This is a genomic window from Pseudomonas sp. GL_117 (assembly GCF_057835125.1).
In genome coordinates this window covers 4,626,506-4,642,782 of record NZ_CM174418.1, presented here as the reverse complement: position 1 = coordinate 4,642,782, position 16,277 = coordinate 4,626,506, and the positions used below count along the sequence as shown (strand labels likewise).

Below are 16,277 nucleotides of genomic sequence, written 5' to 3'. Positions count from 1 at the left end.
AGGGACATGACCGGCCGCCGGCCAATCACCGCGCTTGTCATGCTGCCCACAACAAGCGAGCATATGGCCCTCTGCCGTTAATGCTGTAGGCGATATGACCTGTATTTTTCGCACTGTCTTGGTGATTGGCCTGTTAAGCCTGTGTAACGTCAGCACAGTGCTGGCGGCAGCACCTGTGACCCAGGGCAAGGTCACCGCCGGCGCCACGCAGAAGCCCCCGGCCAAAAAGGCCGTCGAGGCCAAGAAAAAAGCCGCTGCGGTGAAAAAGCGTACGACAAGCAAGTCGAAGTCGTCCCAGGAAATTACCCAGACCAAATTGCCACCGGCACAGTTGGACCTGTCCCTGCCTTCGGACATGGTCAGGCACTTGCAACCCATCGGCACCATGCCCAAGCCCCAGAGCGTGCCCCTGCTGCCGCCGATGTTTGGCGAGAAACCGGCAGGCAACAGCGCCTTCCAGATCAACGGTCGCCTGCTCAGCAATGAGATGAAGCTGCAACTGCGCAACGAAGAGCGGCGTGACGTTGAAGGCGCAGCGTTGGAATTCGAGTTCAAGCAGTAAACTTTTCCTGCAAACGTGACGTGGCTCTTCGACCATGTGTCGGAGACTGGTCAGTCATTTTTGTTTTCTGCGAAAAACCCCTGTTAGACCATTTTAAAACGGCTGTTTAAGGGCGTACTCTAGCCCGGCCATCCACATTGAGTCGTCGAGGACCTGCCTGTCATGAATTGCCGTGAAGGCTGTGGCGCGTGCTGCATCGCCCCCTCCATCAGTTCGCCATTACCGGGAATGCCACAAGGCAAACCGGCGGGCGAACGCTGCCTGCACCTGTCGGTCGAACAACTGTGCCTGCTGTTCGGGCAGCCGGAACGGCCGGCGGTATGCAGTGATTTCAAGGCGGACATCGAGGTCTGCGGTACCGACCAGGCCGATGCGATCCGCTTGATCGGTTGGTGGGAGCAGATGACGGCGGCTTGATGGGCTTTACTATCGGAACTTCAACAATAAGGAATACAACAATGGGTTCGCTGAAACGAATGGCTGTGCTGTGCGGGTTTACGGTGTTGTTTGCTGCTACGGCCCAGGCTGAGGATTGGCAGGTCGCCAAAGATGAAGACGGGATCAAGGTGTCCTTGAGCGAAGTGGCCGGCTCCAAGTACAAGGCCTATCGCGGTGTGACCACGATCAAGGCGCCGGTGGCCAAGATCCAGGCACTGCAAGAAGACGTCGCGGGTGCCTGTGCCTGGATTCACGAGTGCAAATCGCAAAAACTGCTCAAGCAGGAAGGCGACAAGAGCTGGACTTACACCCAGTTCAAGGCTCCGTTCCCGGTGACCGACCGTGACTCCATCCTGGAGATCACCACCTCCAAGGCCGCTGACGGCACCCTGACGCGCAAGCTGCTGGAAGTGCCGACCTACCAGCCGGAAGTCAAAGGCTACGTGCGTGTGGCCCAGGTCGAGGGCTTCTGGAAACTGGTGCCCAAAGGCGACAACCTGACCGAAGTCACTTACCAGGTGCACACCGAGCCAGGCGGCAGCGTGCCATCGTGGTTGGCCAACAAATTCGTGGTGGATGCGCCGTTCAACACCTTGAAAGCCCTCAAGGACCACGCCGAGAAGTAAGCGCAATTGATCCGGTGCCTCCAGCCTTGAGTGGAACGTTTGGCGATCCCTCAAGGTCCAGATGGATGTGAGCCCACACATGGGTTTTATCGAGGAGGCACCGATGCAAACGTGGAACATTACCTTCGTTGATGATCACGGCGAGACTTCGGTGGAGCAGTTCACCTGCAATAAAAAGCCCAGCCTTGAAGAAGCTGCGCACATGATCCGCAACAAGCTGCTGCCGGTCGCCGCCGAACTCGACCTCAATGACCTTGAGGGGCGCCAGTCTGAGCCCACGGTGAAAATCCTCAAAGACCAGAACAGTATTCAAATCCTCGACATTTTGCCCGCCGCCTGAACATTGCGTGGTTGCCACTAAAGTGCCTCTGGTGGTGGTCAAAGCTTCGCGCTACTCTGCAAGCGAGATCAGCGAATGAATCGCTAAGGTCTGGTCTTGTCAGCTACATGCTTGTTTTCCAGCGGTGTTGTCATCGCCGTAGTCCATGCGCCAGTACGGCGTGGGCCTCGGGAAGCACGGAAAGTCTATCCATCGGTCAGAGGAGCACTTTTCATGAGCACAGCCTATCAAGAAGACATCAGCACCAACGTTCTGCGCCGCATGAAAGAAGGCGGCTTCGACTTCTCGCGTTTCCACCCCATTGAGTTCTACGCCATTTTCCCGGATGAGGAACGTGCGCGCAGGGCTGCGGGTGAGTTTCGTGGGGAATCCCTGAATGCCCAGGTCAGTGCGCGCGACGATGGCGCCTGGTATCTGGAACTGAGCAAAATCATGTTTGCCACCTACGACGGTATAGGAGACTTCGAACAGGACTTTGGGGCGGTGGTAGAGCCTCTGGGCGGGATTATCGAAGGATGGGGCGTCAAGCAGGAGGTGCGTGGGTTACCCATGTAGTTGTATGAAAAAACGCAGCGTATCGGCTGACCTTTGGGTCGGCCGATTTTGTTTGTGGCGTGGGACAACTATTCTGAACTTGTGCGCCATTTTTCAGCACCAAAAAAAAGCCACCCAAGAAGGGTGGCCTAAAGGGAAGAGCGGTGTGCTGAAGGAGCGTGTTCAGCAGATAGGGCGATTATCCGCAGGCTTGGCCGGGCAGTGAAATCAACTCTGGCTATGCTGCTGATAGTCAAAGCCCGCATTGCGATGAAGCGCGCGACGGGACGGCGGGCATCTGGCTGCACCAGGACGGTGCGCTTGTGTCCTTGCTTTAATTCAACTCACTGATTTTTAAGTGTTTATGCCGCTGGCACGGGCCTTGCGATGGTTCTAGCGCCCGGGTGACAAGGAGTTCGGCATGATCCGCACTTATTACGATGAAATGTACGATGGGGCAGGCCAGGTCCGGCCTCATTACCGCGAGTTCGCCCGCTGGTTGGCCGAAACCCCAGATGATCTGTTGGCCCAGCGCCGGCGTGAAGCCGATTTGCTGTTTCACCGCGCCGGCATCACCTTCACCCTCTACGGTGACGAGCAGGGCACCGAGCGGTTGATTCCCTTCGACACCATCCCGCGCAGCATCCCGGCCAGCGAATGGCGGGTTGTCGAGCGTGGCTGCATCCAGCGGGTCAAAGCGCTGAACATGTTTCTCGCCGACCTGTACCACGATCAGCGCATCATCAAGGCCGGGATCATCCCCGCCGAGCAGGTGCTGGCCAACGAGCAATACCAGTTGGCAATGCAGGGCCTGGACCTGCACCGCGACCTGTATTCCCACATCTCCGGGGTCGATCTCGTGCGTGATGGCGACGGCACCTACTACGTGCTGGAAGACAACCTGCGCACACCGAGCGGCGTCAGTTATATGCTCGAAGACCGCAAGATGATGATGCGCCTGTTCCCCGAGCTGTTCGCCGCCCAACGCATCGCGCCCATCGACCATTACCCCAACCTGCTGCTCGACACCCTGAAAAGCTCCAGCCCCCTGGACAACCCCAGCGTGGTGGTGTTGACCCCCGGGCGCTTCAACAGCGCGTTTTTCGAACATGCCTTCCTGGCCCGGGAAATGGGCGTGGAACTGGTGGAAGGTGCCGACCTGTTCGTACGCGATGACCGCGTGTTCATGCGCACCACCGATGGCCCCAAGGCCGTGGACGTGATCTACCGCCGCCTCGACGACGCCTTCCTCGACCCGCTGGCGTTCAATCCGGACTCCATGCTCGGCGTGCCCGGCCTGCTGGCCGCGTACCGCTCCGGCAATGTCGTGCTGGCGAATGCCATCGGCACTGGGGTGGCGGATGACAAGTCGGTGTACCCATTCGTCACCGATATGATCCGTTTTTACCTGGACGAAGAACCGATCCTCAACAACGTTCCTACCTTCCAGTGCCGTAAGCCCGACGAACTGTCCCACGTCCTGGCCAACCTGCCGGATCTGGTCGTGAAGGAAACCCAAGGCTCCGGTGGCTACGGCATGCTGGTCGGCCCTGCCTCCACCGCAGCGCAAATCGAGGCCTTCCGTGTACGTATCAAGGCCAAGCCCCACGCCTATATCGCGCAGCCAACCCTGTGTTTATCGACGTGCCCGACCTTTGTCGAAAACGGCATCGCGCCACGCCATATCGACCTGCGTCCGTTCGTCCTGTCCGGCAAGGAAACCCGTGTAGTGCCTGGCGGTTTGACCCGCGTGGCGCTGCGTGAGGGTTCGCTGGTGGTTAATTCGTCCCAGGGCGGTGGTACCAAAGACACCTGGGTGGTAGAGGACTGATGCCATGTTGAGTAGAACTGCCTCGGATTTGTATTGGATGTCGCGCTACCTGGAGCGCGCGGAAAACCTCGCGCGCATGCTCGATGTCAGCTATTCGCTGTCGCTGATGCCCCAGGACGGGCGCGGTGATGGCCTGCATGAACTGGCCATGCCGCTGTTGATTACCGGCACCCTGGATGACTACCGCGAGCGCCACGCTGAGCTGCACGCCGAACACCTGCTGCACTTCTTTGCCCTGGACGCGGCCAACCCGGCCAGCATCTACAGCTGCCTCGGCGCTGCGCGGGCCAGTGCCCATGCGGTGCGTGGGCGAATTACCGCCGACATGTGGGAAAACATCAACGCCACCTGGCTGGATATTCGCGACATTGCCCAGCAGGGCCTGAGCCGTTATGGCATGAGCCGCTTCTGTGAATGGGTCAAGGAGCGTTCCCACCTGTTCCGGGGCGCAACCTACGGCACCATCATGCGCAATGACGCCTTTCGTTTTATCCGCCTGGGTACGTTTATCGAGCGCGCCGACAACACCCTGCGCCTGCTCGACGCACGTTATGAAATGGCCGGCGACCAGGCTGCAGCGGTCACCGACGGTACGGCCCACGCCTACTATCAATGGAGCGCCTTGCTGCGTGCGCTGTCGTCGTTCGAGGCCTACACCGAGATCTATCGCGATGCGCCAGGCGCACGACAAGTCGCCGAATTGTTGTTGCTGCGCGCCGATGTGCCACGTTCATTGCGCGCCTGCAGCGAAGAGATCGACCAGATCCTCGCCAGCCTGCCCGGCCTCAACGGCCGCCCGGCCCAGCGCCTGGCCGCCGAGATGGATGCGCGCCTGCGTTTTACCGCCATTGATGAAATCCTCGAGGAAGGCCTGCACGCCTGGCTGACCGACTTTATCCCCCTGGTGCGCCAGTTGGGCGACGCCATCTACAGCTCCTACCTGGAGGCCGCATGAGACTCTCCATCAGCCACGAAACCACCTACCACTATGAAGACCAGGTTCGCGCCAGCATTCAGTACCTGCGCCTTACGCCCCACGACAGCGAGCGCCAGAACGTCATCAGTTGGCAGCTCGACCTGCCGCGCCCGGTACGTGCGCAAGTGGACCCATTCGGCAACATCCTGCATGTGCTGACCCTGGACGAGCCCCATGACGCCATCATCATCGGTGCCCGTGGCCAGGTAGACATCGACGAACTGAGCGAGGCCGAACACGAGAGCCAATCGGCGTTCCCGTTCCTGCGCAGTACGCGCCTGACCGAGCCTGACGAGGCCCTGCGCGGGTTTGCCCTGCAACACTGCCATCAACGCCGCGACCGCAACGCGCTGATCGACTTGATGCACGCCCTCAACCACTCAATGGTCTACACACCCGGCGCCACCGAAGTCGACACCAGCGCCGCCGAAGCTTTCGCCGGCCGTGCTGGCGTATGCCAGGACCACGCCCATGCGTTCCTCGCCTGCGCCCGCAGCCTGGGGATTCCGGCGCGGTATGTGTCGGGATATTTGTACAGCGAAGACAGTGCGCACCTGGCCAGCCATGCCTGGGCCGAAGCCTGGCTGGATGACGCGTGGTACAGCTTTGACGTGACCAACCAACTGGCGCGGCCCGAGCGGCACCTGAAGTTGGCGGTGGGCCTGGATTACCTCGACGCCTGCCCGGTACGCGGCATGCGCCGTGGCGGTGGGCATGAGCAGATGCATGCCAAGGTGTTCGTGGCGCCGACGCCGATGATTGCTGTGCAGCAACAGTAGGCGAAGACGATCAACGGTGGGAGCTGGCTTGCCTGCGATGGCGGTGGTTCAGCTAGACATGGATTGGCTGACAGTCCGCTATCGCAGGCAAGCCAGCTCCCACAGTTGATATAAGTTGTACTTAGGGTTGTTGTTTACGCCCCGCCATGTGCTTCAAATATCCCACCAACAAATCCAACTCGCGGTCCGGCAACACACCGGCCGCAAACCCCGGCATCTTCGCCTGTGGCCAGTGCCTCAGGCTTTGCGGGTCACGGATATAGCGCTTGAGAAAGTCACCGCTGAAATATTCCGTGGGGTTGTAGGGAATGTTCAGATCCGGCCCCACCTGCGCGTCCCCGGCACCATTGAGCCGATGGCACGCCAGGCAGTTTTTCTGGAACAACGCAAAGCCCTGGTTGATCGGATCATCGGCGGCCAGTTCCGAGGCCGGCAACAGTGCCGGAAAACGCTCTGCAACGGTCTTCAACTGCTTGATCGCGCAGATCTGGAACGGCCACTGTTCCGGGCTGATATGCCCGGCTTGCGGGTCGGTCCACACCAGATAGAACGGCCCGGCACTCGGTTTGCCATCCGCCAGCGCCGGCCATGGCTGCGCCGGGTCCTCCACCGCCAGCCAGGCGCGGGCGCCGTGGGTTGCCAGCAAGGGCGCGGCCGTGAGTTCGGCGGCAAACCCGTCCAGGGCAACCGCTTGCAGATGGCTCTGTGCTGTGAGGCCCGGTAGGAGTGCTGCCAGCGGCACCGCGCGATAAGTCATGGTGCGCTTGTAGGAAACGTCATCGATGATCTGAATTGTTTTGACCGCCGGGTGTTTGAGCAATTCGGCGGTCTGCCAGGTCTTGCTGGCATGGTCCAGGTCGATGGTCAATTGCGCCGCCGTGACCGGCAGGGCCATGAACAGGGCGAGGAGGGCAAGGATCGATTTCAAGAGAAAGGCCTGCTGCAAAGTGGCGATGGCGCTCACGATACCGGAAAAATCCAGGCAAAAAGACAGCCCCTGCAACAGGATTGCTATTGGCAATATCCCGGCAGGTGCTGCCAAAAACTGCAGTCCTGATGCTGTGTATACGCGCAGTGCGGGTGTTTAAGGGTTACCCAATGATCTTGGTCAGGTTGGGTAGGATCAGAATCAGTGTGGTGGCGAACAGAATAAGTCCCGCCTGACGAACTTTCGAGTGCTTGAACATGGCTGACTGCCTTTTTTTGTTATTCCTGAGCGTCAAATACGTGCCGTTTTATCGCAGTATGACGGTATGACGTGTCGCTTTTCTTACAGCTGCTCCAGCAAAACCCGGCAGCAACCTCCTACTGATTCAACCTTAGAGCCCTCGTTCTGCGTGGCTTAGATCCATTTCATATCAGCTCATCAGCATTCGCGCTAAAAACGGCATGAGGCCTAACGCCATCTTGGCGCCAGACCGTTGGCTAGACAGCTAAAACGATTAATCAGCGGATTGCCCCGGCGACCTACCGTTCGTCCGAGCGAGGGGGTCAAAAGCAATGAGCGCATCCGTCATTGAAACCGTGTCAATCGGGCCTAAGGTAGGGGCACACAGGTACAGCGGTTCGAGGACGTCATGACCCAAGCTTTGATCTTTGATGCGATACGCACGCCCCGGGGCAAAGGCAAGGCTGACGGCGCCTTGTACAGCGTCAAGCCGGTGACCCTGGTGGCCGGTTTGCTCACCGCACTGGCCCGGCGCAATGACCTCGACACCCAGCAGGTGGATGACATCGTGCTGGGCTGTGTGACCCCGGTGGGCGACCAGGGCGCCGACATCGCCAAGACCGCCGCGTTGGTGGCGGACTGGGACGTCAGCGTCGCCGGCGTACAGGTCAACCGTTTCTGCGCCTCGGGCCTGGAAGCGGTGAATCTCGGCGCGATGAAAGTGCGTTCCGGTTTTGAAGACCTGGTGGTGGTCGGCGGCGTCGAGTCCATGTCCCGCGTGCCCATGGGCAGCGATGGCGGCGCCTGGGTGCTGGACCCGCACACCAACCTGCACAGCCATTTCACCCCGCAAGGTATCGGCGCGGACCTGATCGCCACCCTGGAAGGCTTCACACGCCAGGATGTCGACGCCTTTGCCCTACACTCGCAGCAGAAAGCGGCGAGGGCGCGTGCCGACGGTTCCTTCAACAAGTCGCTGGTCGCGGTGCAGGACCAGAACGGCATCGTGCTGCTGGACCACGATGAATTCATCCGTGGCGACTCCACGCTCGAAGGGCTGGGCAAGCTCAAGCCGAGCTTCGAGATGATCGGGCAGATGGGCTTTGATGCCACGGCGCTGCGGGTCTACAGCCATGTCGAACGCATCCAGCACGTACACACACCGGGCAACAGTTCCGGGATTGTCGATGGTGCCGCGTTGATGTTGATCGGCTCCGAGGCCAAGGGCCGCGAGCTGCGCCTGCAACCGCGGGCGCGCATTGTCGCCACGGCGGTGACAAGCACCGACCCGACCATCATGCTCACCGGCCCCGCGCCGGCGACACGCAAGGCCCTGGCCAAGGCCGGCTTGCGCGTCGAGGACATCGACCTGTTCGAGGTCAACGAAGCGTTTGCTTCTGTGGTGCTCAAATTCATCAAGGACATGCGTATCGACGCCGCCCGGGTCAACGTCAACGGCGGCTCCATCGCCATGGGCCACCCGTTGGGCGCCACCGGCTGCGCCATCCTCGGCACCTTGCTCGACGAACTGGAAGCACGCCAGCAGCGTTACGGCCTGGCCACCCTGTGTGTCGGCGGCGGCATGGGTATCGCCACCATCATCGAACGGCTCTGAGCCCAAGGAATCCAGCATGACCCAAGCCATTCGTTACGAAAAAGGCCAGGACCAGATCGTGGTGCTGACCCTCGACATGCCCGGCCAGAGCGCCAACACCATGAATGGCGCGTACCGCGAGGCCATGGCGGCCAGCGTTGCGCGTCTGGAGGCGGAGATAGACACGCTGGCCGGCGTGGTCATCACCTCGGCGAAAAAGACCTTTTTCGCCGGCGGCGACCTCAATGAACTGATCAGGGTCGACAAGGCCCAGGCCAAGGATTTCCATGACGGCGTGTTGCTGCTCAAGGCGCAACTGCGCCGCCTGGAAACCCTTGGCAAGCCGGTGGTGGCCGCGATCAACGGCGCCGCCCTGGGCGGCGGCTGGGAGATTTGCCTGGCGTGTCATTACCGGGTCGTGCTGGACGACAAATCCGTGCAGCTCGGCCTGCCGGAGGTGACCCTGGGCCTGCTGCCGGGTGGCGGCGGGGTGGTGCGCATGGTGCGCATGCTGGGCCTGGAAAAGGCCTTGCCGTACTTGCTGGAGGGCAAAAAAATCCGTCCGCAACCGGCGTTGCAGGCCGGTTTGATCAACGAGCTGGCGGCGGATCGCGATGAGCTGCTGGCCAAGTCCCGCGCCTGGATTCTTGCCAACCCCGAGGCCCGGCAGCCGTGGGACAACAAGGGCTATCAGCTCCCCGGTGGCACGCCGTCGAACCCGAAAGTGGCGCAGATGCTGGCAATCGCCCCGTCGATCTTGCGCAGCAAAACCCAAGGCTGTTTCCCGGCACCGGAGAAGATCCTGTGTGCCGCCGTTGAGGGCGCCCAGGTCGATTTCGACACCGCGCACCTGATCGAAACCCGCTACTTCACCGAGCTGGTCACCGGACAAGTGGCGAAAAACATGATCGGCACGTTCTGGTTCCAGCTCAACGAGATCAATGCGGGCAGCTCCCGTCCCCACGGTTTTGCGCCGTACGTCACGCGCAAAGTCGGGGTGCTCGGCGCGGGCATGATGGGCGCGGGCATCGCCTATGCGAGTGCCTGCGCGGGTATCGAGGTGGTGCTCAAGGACATCAATCCGGCGGCCGCCGAAAAGGGCAAGGCGCACTCGGCGGCGTTGCTCGACAAGAAAGTCAGCCGTGGGCAATTGAGCGTCGAACAGCGGGAAACCACCCTGGCGCGCATTCATCCTACGGACTCGGACGCCGACCTGGCGGGCTGCGATTTGATCATCGAGGCAGTGTTCGAAGACCGCGAACTCAAGGCCAAGGTGTCCGCCGCCGCCCAGCGCGTGGTGGGGGCCGACGCGGTGATCGCCTCCAACACCTCGACCTTGCCGATCAGCGGGCTGGCCACGGCGGTGCCGGACCAAGGCAAGTTCATCGGCCTGCATTTCTTTAGCCCGGTGGACAAGATGCCCCTGGTGGAAATCATCAAGGGCGTCCACACCTCGGACGAAACCCTGGCCCGAGGTTTCGACTTCGTACTGCAAATCAAGAAAACCCCGATCGTGGTCAACGACAGTCGCGGTTTTTTCACTTCCCGGGTGTTCGGCACCTTTACCAACGAAGGTATTGCCATGCTCGGCGAAGGCGTGGCGGCGCCGATGATCGAGACCGAAGCGCGCAAGGCCGGCATGCCCGTGGGGCCGTTGGCGGTGTCGGATGAAGTATCCCTCAGCCTGATGAGCCATATCCGACAGCAGGCGGCCAAGGATCTGCTCGTAGAAGGCAAGGCTGTGCCGCAGCACCCGGCGACGTTGGTGATTGATCTGTTGGTTAACGAATACAAACGCGGGGGCAAGGCGGCGGGTGGCGGGTTTTACGACTATCCGAGCGGCGCGCAGAAATTCCTGTGGCCGGAGCTCAAAAGCCGCTTTGAACGGCCCGACCAACGCATCTCGCCGCAGGATGTGCGCGACCGCCTGCTGTTCATCCAGGCCATCGAAACCGTGCGCTGCGTGGAGGAGGGTGTATTGCGGTCGACGGCGGATGCCAACGTCGGTTCGATCTTCGGCATCGGCTTTGCCGCGTGGACTGGCGGCGCGTTGCAGTTTATCAATCAGTATGGCTTGAACGATTTCATCGCCCGCGCCCGCTACCTGGCGCAGCAGTATGGCGAGCGCTTCACGCCACCGGCGTTGCTGCTGGAAAAAGCCGCGCAGGGCGCATCTTTCTAGGCGTTCACACGGCTCAGACGGTGAGAGAGGGACTTGCTTTGCAGGTGGGTTTCGAGGCAGGCTTGGGTGTGCATTATTCCCATCACCGTGTCAGGTATTTTTTATGTCGCTACGCGTCTGCATTCTGGAAACCGATGTCCTGCGCCCGGAGTTGGTGGATCAATATCAGGGGTATGGGCAGATGTTCCAGCGTCTGTTTTCCCAGCAGCCGATTGCGGCCGAGTTCGTCGTGTACAACGTGATGAACGGCGAATACCCGGACGACAGCGAGCAGTTCGACGCTTACCTCGTCACCGGCAGCAAGGCTGACTCCTTCGGCACCGACCCTTGGATCGAGAGGCTGCGGGCGTACCTGCTCAACCGCTATGAGCGTGGCGACAAATTGCTGGGCATCTGCTTTGGCCACCAACTGCTGGCGCTATTGCTGGGCGGCAAGAGTGAGCGCGCAAGCCAGGGCTGGGGTGTGGGCATCCACAACTACAAGATGGCCGCCAAGGCGCCGTGGATGAGCCCACGGGTGGAAGAGCTGACGCTGCTGATCAGCCACCAGGACCAAGTCACCGCGCTACCGGAAAACGCCACCGTCATCGCCTCCAGCGATTTCTGCCCGTTTGCCGCGTACCACATCAACGACCAGGTGCTGTGCTTCCAGGGCCACCCGGAATTCATCCACGATTACTCCCGCGCCTTGCTGGATATTCGCCAGCAGAACCTGGGTGAGAAAATCTACAACAGCGGCGTGGCCAGCCTGGAACATGACCACCACGGCGTGACCGTGGCGGAGTGGATGATGCGTTTTGTCGCGCACAAGCCTGACGCAGCGGCTTAAAGCCAGCCCGAACGTTTGAAGCTGGCCCACAAGCCGGTGCAACCCAGTGCGATAAACCCGAGCACCGCAAAATAGCCGTAGTGCCATTGCAGCTCGGGCATGTTCTGGAAGTTCATCCCATAAATCCCCGCCACCGCCGTGGGGAACGCGAGGATCGCCGCCCACGCGGCGAACTTGCGCTGCACCACACTCTGGCGTGACGCCTCCAGCAACACACCGATCTCGATGGTCTGGCTGGCGATGTCGCGCAGGGTGGTGAGGTCTTCCATCTGCCGTGTCACGTGGATCTGCACGTCACGGAAATACGGGCGCATATTCTTGTCGATGAACGGGAAGCTCAGCTTCTGCAGTTCCTGGCTGATCTCCACCATCGGCGCCACATAGCGCTTGAGCCGCAGCACGTCGCGACGCAGGCCGTGAAGGTTCTGGATGTCGCGCTCATTCAAAGAACTGCACAGCACGTTGCGCTCCAACTCATCGATCTCGGCATGGATCGCTTCGCTCACGGGCTGGTAGTTCTCGGTGACGAAATCCAGCAGCGCATACAGTACGAAATCTTCCCCGTGTTCCAGCAGCAACGGCCGCGCCTCACAACGTTGGCGCACAAAGCCGTAGGACGCCGAATGACCGTTGCGTGCCGTGATGATGTAGCCGTTACCGGCAAAGATATGGGTTTCGATAAACACCAGCTTGCCGTTCTCGCGCACCGGCGAGTACGTGACGATAAACAGTGCATCGCCGAACGTCTCCAGCTTCGGCCGGCTGTGTTTTTCCAGGGCGTCTTCGATGGCCAGTTCATGCAGGTTGAACTGGCGTTGCAGGTTGGCCAGCTCCTGGGCGTTGGGTTCTTCCAGGCCGATCCAGACAAAGTGGCCGGGTTTGGCGGCCCAGGCCGCGCCTTCGTCGAGGGTAATGTCAGTAACTTTCTTACCGGCGCTGTAGACAGCGGCCGCAACAACTCTACCCATGGTGCTGATCACTTCTTATTAGGAGGACAGGTGTTGGGCAGCTTAGCCCGAAAGGCGTTCCATTGTGGGAACACAAGCTTGTAATGCTTGCTCGCGCTGGGGCGCGAAGCGCTCCCAAGACATCCTCACCCCCGCACCCACTCAAGATCCATCTGCGCAATACAAGCCTCCATCTGCACCTGACACGCCTGCATCAACCTCGGCACGTCATCCACCGTCATGCCAACCGTAGGAATCGGCGGCAACGAGCGTATGAGCACATCACCACTGTTCCAGCGATTCAGGCGCATCTGCGTGACGTAATTGTTCACGCACACCTGCACGATCGGCACACCGGCGGCAATCGCCATATGGAACGCGCCCTTCTTGAACGGCAGCAAACCCTTGCCCAGGTTGCGCGTGCCTTCCGGGAACACCCAGATCGACGTGTCCTTGTGTTGCAGCGTATCGGTGGTGGTGAGCATCGCCCGGCGCGCCTTGTGCGCATTGCCCCGGTCGATCAGCACATTGCCCGCCAGCCAGAACAACTGGCCGAACAACGGCACCCATTTCAGGCTTTTCTTGGCGATACACACAGTGCGATGGGGCACCACGTTGCCAAACACAAACAGGTCATAGTTGGACTGATGGTTGGCGATGATCACACAGCCGCTGGGCTTGTTTCGCAACGAGTCCACGTCGGCCTTGAGGTTCAGCCCCAGAATCCACATGGCCGGCAGTGCGTATAAACGTGCGCACACGCGACTGTTGTCCGGGTTGAACGGTCGGCAGATCCCGACGAGCACGCCCAGCACACCGGCGAGCATAAAATGCAGGCCCATCAACAACATACGCAGCAGAAAAAGCATCGACACGGCCTATCGGGACAAAAGGTGGCGCAGTGTACGGATGTGCACTGTATTCGGCAATTACCCCTGTAGAGGTAGGAGATAGGCGATGTTTAAGTACATGTTTCAACATGTGCCAGCAGCGGCCGCCTAGAGCGGCTAGGGACGTTTCGAGTTTGTTTGTAAGAAAAAGCCCGACTCAAGGTCGGGCTCTGGTGTGGCGGATGTAAGGCTTAACTCAGGATATGGCCCTGATCCTGGATGATGGCGTCATCCAGGGCGTCCAGCAGCGCCTTACGCACCTTCAACTTGGTGTGCTTGTGGGCGTTCATGTTGATCTTCTTCAACTGCCGTGCCGCTTCCAGGGCGGCAGCGTGCAGCTCTTCAGGCGCCACCACCTTGTCCAGGAAGCCAGCCTGCAACGCGCCTTGCGGGTCAAACATCTCGGCATTGATCACCGAGCGATGAAACGCCGATTTGCGCAGGCGATCCCGTGCCAGCTCGATCCCGGCGTGGTGCATGGTCATGCCGATCGCCACTTCATTCAGGCCAATGCTGAACGGGCCCTCGACCCCAATCCGATAATCCGCCGACAACAGCAGGAACGCGCCCTTGGCCACCGCATGCCCAGGGCACGCCACGATCACCGGGAACGGATGCGACAACAGACGCCGCGCCAACGTCGAGCCCGACGTCACCAGACCGATGGCTTCTTTAGGGCCGGCCGTCATCACCTTCAAATCATAACCACCCGACAAAATCCCCGGCGTCCCGGTGATGATCACCACCGCCCGATCCTTCTCGGCCTGATCCAGTGCCGCATTAAACGCACTGACCACATCCGGAGAAATGGCATTCACCTTGCCGTTGCTCAACGTCAGGGTCGCGATACCGTCTTCGAGGTGGTAAGTAATCAACTCACTCATGACGCGGTTCCTTGTATGACTTGTTATAGATAGGCTGTTTATAGAAACGCATCCCCAAACGTTACCCACCCCACCCGCCCCGGTAAAGCGCCATGACTGACTACCCAGTCAGACTTTTCCCGCTCACCCAGCGGCGGACGGCCTAGGGCAGGGCACAACAGCCGCCCCAGACACCCGCCGACGGTGCCTGAGAATGGCAGAAACACCACCCCTTGCCGGGCATGCAATGGCATATCCCGCTAAGCGCATGAAAATTCTGAAAAAAACCTTTGCCATCGGAAAGGCTTTCGACTACATTAGCGCGCCTCGACAGACTGAACTGGTTTGACGAGATACGGTGAAGTGTCCGAGTGGCTTAAGGAGCACGCCTGGAAAGTGTGTATACAAGAAATTGTATCGAGAGTTCGAATCTCTCCTTCACCGCCACATTAAGTAAACACAAACCCCCGGTTTTCCTAGAGAAAGCCGGGGGTTTGTGGTTTCTGGCGTCTGAAAAATTGCCATATGGGACAGATCTGGGGCAGATGGGTGTTTTTTAAGGGGGCTGACCCTCTCTTGTTCAAATGGGAAACCCCCGCCAAAACCCCGCTAAACCCCGCCGTAGACTGGTGGCTCACCACTACCAGCCCCCCGGAGGGGCAGCACCATGGCGTTTCCTTTGATTGATCACACTGCCCAACCCGCGCCGTGCCCGGCGCCGACCGGGCGGCAGCACCGGCCCCCGATTCCGCCGCTGTTACCGGTGGTCAGCGGGCCGGTGGCCCAGCCGATAACTTATGCCAGTCCGACGCTGGAGTTTCCCCGCGAGTTGGCTGCTGTGATTACAATGGGGCCTTATTCAAGGAGAGCAGCAATGAGCACTGGAAATAATATCGGCACTGAATACTTGGTCGGTCTGGCCAAGCAGGCAACCAACGGTTCGGCTGTGCATCTGGCGGCCCTGTCTGCTCTTGGTCAGGCCGGCGGGCCGGCGGCGCTTGATTATTTGGTTGGCCTGGCGAAACAAGCTACGAATGGCTCGGCTTTACACTTGGCTGCCGTTGCAGCACTGGGAAAGGCTAGCCGCGAGTGATCGCCTAGCACTTCCAATAACGCCGCTTATGTAAGATCGGCCCCCACACTTTGCGTAAGCGTGGGGGCCTTTTTTATACCCTTTGCTTACCGATACTCCCTGGTCTGGTAGACCAGAACCCCCTACAGTGGTTTTACGCACAGTCACCCCCTCATTTGAAAAGAAATCGCTTCCATGCCGCTACCCGTCACGCCGTCCTATGAGCAGCGCTTGGGGACCCTGCGTAGCTACGCGCCCGAGGTAGCCGAGTTGGCCGCTCGCATCGCCCAGGCCATGAAGCCCGAAGCCCTGGTGCAGTAGGTCAACACCCTGGAAAGCGTATTGTTCGACTACTTGCAGACGGTCGGCTAACAGCAGGCGCGCAGCGTTACGCGCTTGAGTGTGTGGTTTTACTAACTGGTCCATGGGTAGGCCTTGCAACACGCCGAAGCCGCTGCGTTCCTAGCCGAAGCGGCGCACCATGGTGGCCCGTTAGGAGTAGCAGAGTGAGCACGGTGGACCTGAAAGGCACGAACTATGAGGTGGCTGGTAAGCTAGAACACTGGGCACGTGACTGGTAGCGGGGTAAGGAATGGTTGCTGTGCCGGCACTGCGGCGGCATCCAGACTTTTGATGGCGTCGCCAG

At 60.1% G+C, this 16,277-nt stretch carries 17 protein-coding genes and 1 tRNA gene; 14 read left to right on the top strand and 4 right to left on the bottom strand.

Annotated elements, in window-relative coordinates; translation table 11 throughout:
• The first annotated feature begins 94 nt into the window (after positions 1 to 94).
• From AC3ISR_RS21015 to AC3ISR_RS20980, 8 genes are all read left to right on the top strand, one after another.
• Positions 95 to 562 (top strand): translation initiation factor 2, encoded by a 468-nt coding sequence (locus tag AC3ISR_RS21015; protein ID WP_489324418.1) that lies wholly within the window; start codon positions 95 to 97, stop codon positions 560 to 562.
• Between the two features lie 162 nt (positions 563 to 724).
• Positions 725 to 979, top strand: a complete 255-nt coding sequence (locus AC3ISR_RS21010) for a YkgJ family cysteine cluster protein (RefSeq protein WP_015885398.1) — start codon at positions 725 to 727, stop codon at positions 977 to 979.
• A gap of 41 nt (positions 980 to 1,020) precedes the next feature.
• Positions 1,021 to 1,626, top strand: coding sequence for an START domain-containing protein (locus tag AC3ISR_RS21005; protein WP_192297205.1), 606 nt, complete (start codon positions 1,021 to 1,023; stop codon positions 1,624 to 1,626).
• A gap of 103 nt (positions 1,627 to 1,729) precedes the next feature.
• Complete coding sequence (locus AC3ISR_RS21000; RefSeq protein WP_192297244.1) at positions 1,730 to 1,966, top strand: hypothetical protein; 237 nt, start codon at positions 1,730 to 1,732, stop codon at positions 1,964 to 1,966.
• Between the two features lie 213 nt (positions 1,967 to 2,179).
• Complete coding sequence (locus AC3ISR_RS20995) at positions 2,180 to 2,521, top strand: ribonuclease E inhibitor RraB (protein ID WP_025854181.1); 342 nt, start codon at positions 2,180 to 2,182, stop codon at positions 2,519 to 2,521.
• 400 nt (positions 2,522 to 2,921) lie between these two features.
• On the top strand, positions 2,922 to 4,331 hold the full coding sequence (locus tag AC3ISR_RS20990) for a circularly permuted type 2 ATP-grasp protein (RefSeq protein ID WP_192297204.1): 1,410 nt from the start codon (positions 2,922 to 2,924) through the stop codon (positions 4,329 to 4,331).
• Between the two features lie 4 nt (positions 4,332 to 4,335).
• On the top strand, positions 4,336 to 5,286 hold the full coding sequence (locus AC3ISR_RS20985; RefSeq protein WP_192297203.1) for an alpha-E domain-containing protein: 951 nt from the start codon (positions 4,336 to 4,338) through the stop codon (positions 5,284 to 5,286).
• The gene (locus AC3ISR_RS20980) at positions 5,283 to 6,086 is read left to right on the top strand and encodes a transglutaminase family protein (protein ID WP_192297202.1); all 804 of its coding nucleotides are present in this window, start codon (positions 5,283 to 5,285) and stop codon (positions 6,084 to 6,086) included. Before AC3ISR_RS20985 ends, AC3ISR_RS20980 begins: the two co-directional genes overlap by 4 nt.
• Before the next feature lie 121 nt (positions 6,087 to 6,207).
• Here the strand turns inward: AC3ISR_RS20980 and AC3ISR_RS20975 are convergent, their stop codons facing one another.
• Positions 6,208 to 7,014, bottom strand: a complete 807-nt coding sequence (locus AC3ISR_RS20975; protein ID WP_192297243.1) for a c-type cytochrome — start codon at positions 7,012 to 7,014, stop codon at positions 6,208 to 6,210.
• Positions 7,015 to 7,663: 649 nt separating this feature from the next.
• Between AC3ISR_RS20975 and AC3ISR_RS20970 the strand changes: the two genes are divergently transcribed.
• From AC3ISR_RS20970 to AC3ISR_RS20960, 3 genes are all read left to right on the top strand, one after another.
• Positions 7,664 to 8,869, top strand: coding sequence for an acetyl-CoA C-acetyltransferase (locus AC3ISR_RS20970; protein WP_192297201.1), 1,206 nt, complete (start codon positions 7,664 to 7,666; stop codon positions 8,867 to 8,869).
• A 16-nt stretch (positions 8,870 to 8,885) separates the two neighbouring features.
• Positions 8,886 to 11,030 (top strand): 3-hydroxyacyl-CoA dehydrogenase NAD-binding domain-containing protein, encoded by a 2,145-nt coding sequence (locus AC3ISR_RS20965; RefSeq protein ID WP_489324417.1) that lies wholly within the window; start codon positions 8,886 to 8,888, stop codon positions 11,028 to 11,030.
• Positions 11,031 to 11,133: 103 nt separating this feature from the next.
• Complete coding sequence (locus AC3ISR_RS20960; protein ID WP_192297199.1) at positions 11,134 to 11,859, top strand: amidotransferase; 726 nt, start codon at positions 11,134 to 11,136, stop codon at positions 11,857 to 11,859.
• Here the strand turns inward: AC3ISR_RS20960 and AC3ISR_RS20955 are convergent.
• From AC3ISR_RS20955 to AC3ISR_RS20945, 3 genes are all read right to left on the bottom strand, one after another.
• Entirely contained in the window at positions 11,856 to 12,827 is a 972-nt protein-coding gene (locus AC3ISR_RS20955) for a magnesium and cobalt transport protein CorA (RefSeq protein WP_192297198.1), read from the bottom strand. The genes AC3ISR_RS20960 and AC3ISR_RS20955 overlap by 4 nt on opposite strands.
• Before the next feature lie 125 nt (positions 12,828 to 12,952).
• Positions 12,953 to 13,675 carry a lysophospholipid acyltransferase family protein gene (locus AC3ISR_RS20950; RefSeq protein WP_192297197.1) on the bottom strand — a complete coding sequence of 241 codons (723 nt, stop codon included), beginning with the start codon at positions 13,673 to 13,675 and terminating at the stop codon, positions 12,953 to 12,955.
• 212 nt (positions 13,676 to 13,887) lie between these two features.
• Positions 13,888 to 14,580: a crotonase/enoyl-CoA hydratase family protein gene (locus AC3ISR_RS20945; RefSeq protein WP_226454842.1), complete on the bottom strand. Its 693-nt coding sequence runs from the start codon at positions 14,578 to 14,580 to the stop codon at positions 13,888 to 13,890.
• Positions 14,581 to 14,916: 336 nt separating this feature from the next.
• Between AC3ISR_RS20945 and AC3ISR_RS20940 the strand changes: the two genes are divergently transcribed.
• The 3 genes from AC3ISR_RS20940 to AC3ISR_RS20930 all read left to right on the top strand — a co-directional run bounded on the left by AC3ISR_RS20940 (position 14,917) and on the right by AC3ISR_RS20930 (position 15,952).
• Positions 14,917 to 15,006: transfer RNA gene (locus AC3ISR_RS20940), tRNA-Ser, on the top strand.
• A 427-nt stretch (positions 15,007 to 15,433) separates the two neighbouring features.
• Positions 15,434 to 15,652: a hypothetical protein gene (locus tag AC3ISR_RS20935; protein WP_305391377.1), complete on the top strand. Its 219-nt coding sequence runs from the start codon at positions 15,434 to 15,436 to the stop codon at positions 15,650 to 15,652.
• 174 nt (positions 15,653 to 15,826) lie between these two features.
• Positions 15,827 to 15,952: a hypothetical protein gene (locus tag AC3ISR_RS20930; protein ID WP_463984185.1), complete on the top strand. Its 126-nt coding sequence runs from the start codon at positions 15,827 to 15,829 to the stop codon at positions 15,950 to 15,952.
• The last annotated feature ends 325 nt before the right edge of the window (positions 15,953 to 16,277 follow it).

Coding starts and splice junctions, on each gene's coding strand:
- AC3ISR_RS21015 (WP_489324418.1), top strand. CDS start 95: ATGACCTGTATTTTTCGCACTGTCTTGGTGATTGGCCTGTTAAGCCTG.
- AC3ISR_RS21010 (WP_015885398.1), top strand. CDS start 725: ATGAATTGCCGTGAAGGCTGTGGCGCGTGCTGCATCGCCCCCTCCATC.
- AC3ISR_RS21005 (WP_192297205.1), top strand. CDS start 1,021: ATGGGTTCGCTGAAACGAATGGCTGTGCTGTGCGGGTTTACGGTGTTG.
- AC3ISR_RS21000 (WP_192297244.1), top strand. CDS start 1,730: ATGCAAACGTGGAACATTACCTTCGTTGATGATCACGGCGAGACTTCG.
- AC3ISR_RS20995 (WP_025854181.1), top strand. CDS start 2,180: ATGAGCACAGCCTATCAAGAAGACATCAGCACCAACGTTCTGCGCCGC.
- AC3ISR_RS20990 (WP_192297204.1), top strand. CDS start 2,922: ATGATCCGCACTTATTACGATGAAATGTACGATGGGGCAGGCCAGGTC.
- AC3ISR_RS20985 (WP_192297203.1), top strand. CDS start 4,336: ATGTTGAGTAGAACTGCCTCGGATTTGTATTGGATGTCGCGCTACCTG.
- AC3ISR_RS20980 (WP_192297202.1), top strand. CDS start 5,283: ATGAGACTCTCCATCAGCCACGAAACCACCTACCACTATGAAGACCAG.
- AC3ISR_RS20970 (WP_192297201.1), top strand. CDS start 7,664: ATGACCCAAGCTTTGATCTTTGATGCGATACGCACGCCCCGGGGCAAA.
- AC3ISR_RS20965 (WP_489324417.1), top strand. CDS start 8,886: ATGACCCAAGCCATTCGTTACGAAAAAGGCCAGGACCAGATCGTGGTG.
- AC3ISR_RS20960 (WP_192297199.1), top strand. CDS start 11,134: ATGTCGCTACGCGTCTGCATTCTGGAAACCGATGTCCTGCGCCCGGAG.
- AC3ISR_RS20955 (WP_192297198.1), bottom strand. CDS start 12,827: ATGGGTAGAGTTGTTGCGGCCGCTGTCTACAGCGCCGGTAAGAAAGTT.
- AC3ISR_RS20950 (WP_192297197.1), bottom strand. CDS start 13,675: ATGCTTTTTCTGCTGCGTATGTTGTTGATGGGCCTGCATTTTATGCTC.
- AC3ISR_RS20945 (WP_226454842.1), bottom strand. CDS start 14,580: ATGAGTGAGTTGATTACTTACCACCTCGAAGACGGTATCGCGACCCTG.
- AC3ISR_RS20935 (WP_305391377.1), top strand. CDS start 15,434: ATGAGCACTGGAAATAATATCGGCACTGAATACTTGGTCGGTCTGGCC.
- AC3ISR_RS20930 (WP_463984185.1), top strand. CDS start 15,827: ATGCCGCTACCCGTCACGCCGTCCTATGAGCAGCGCTTGGGGACCCTG.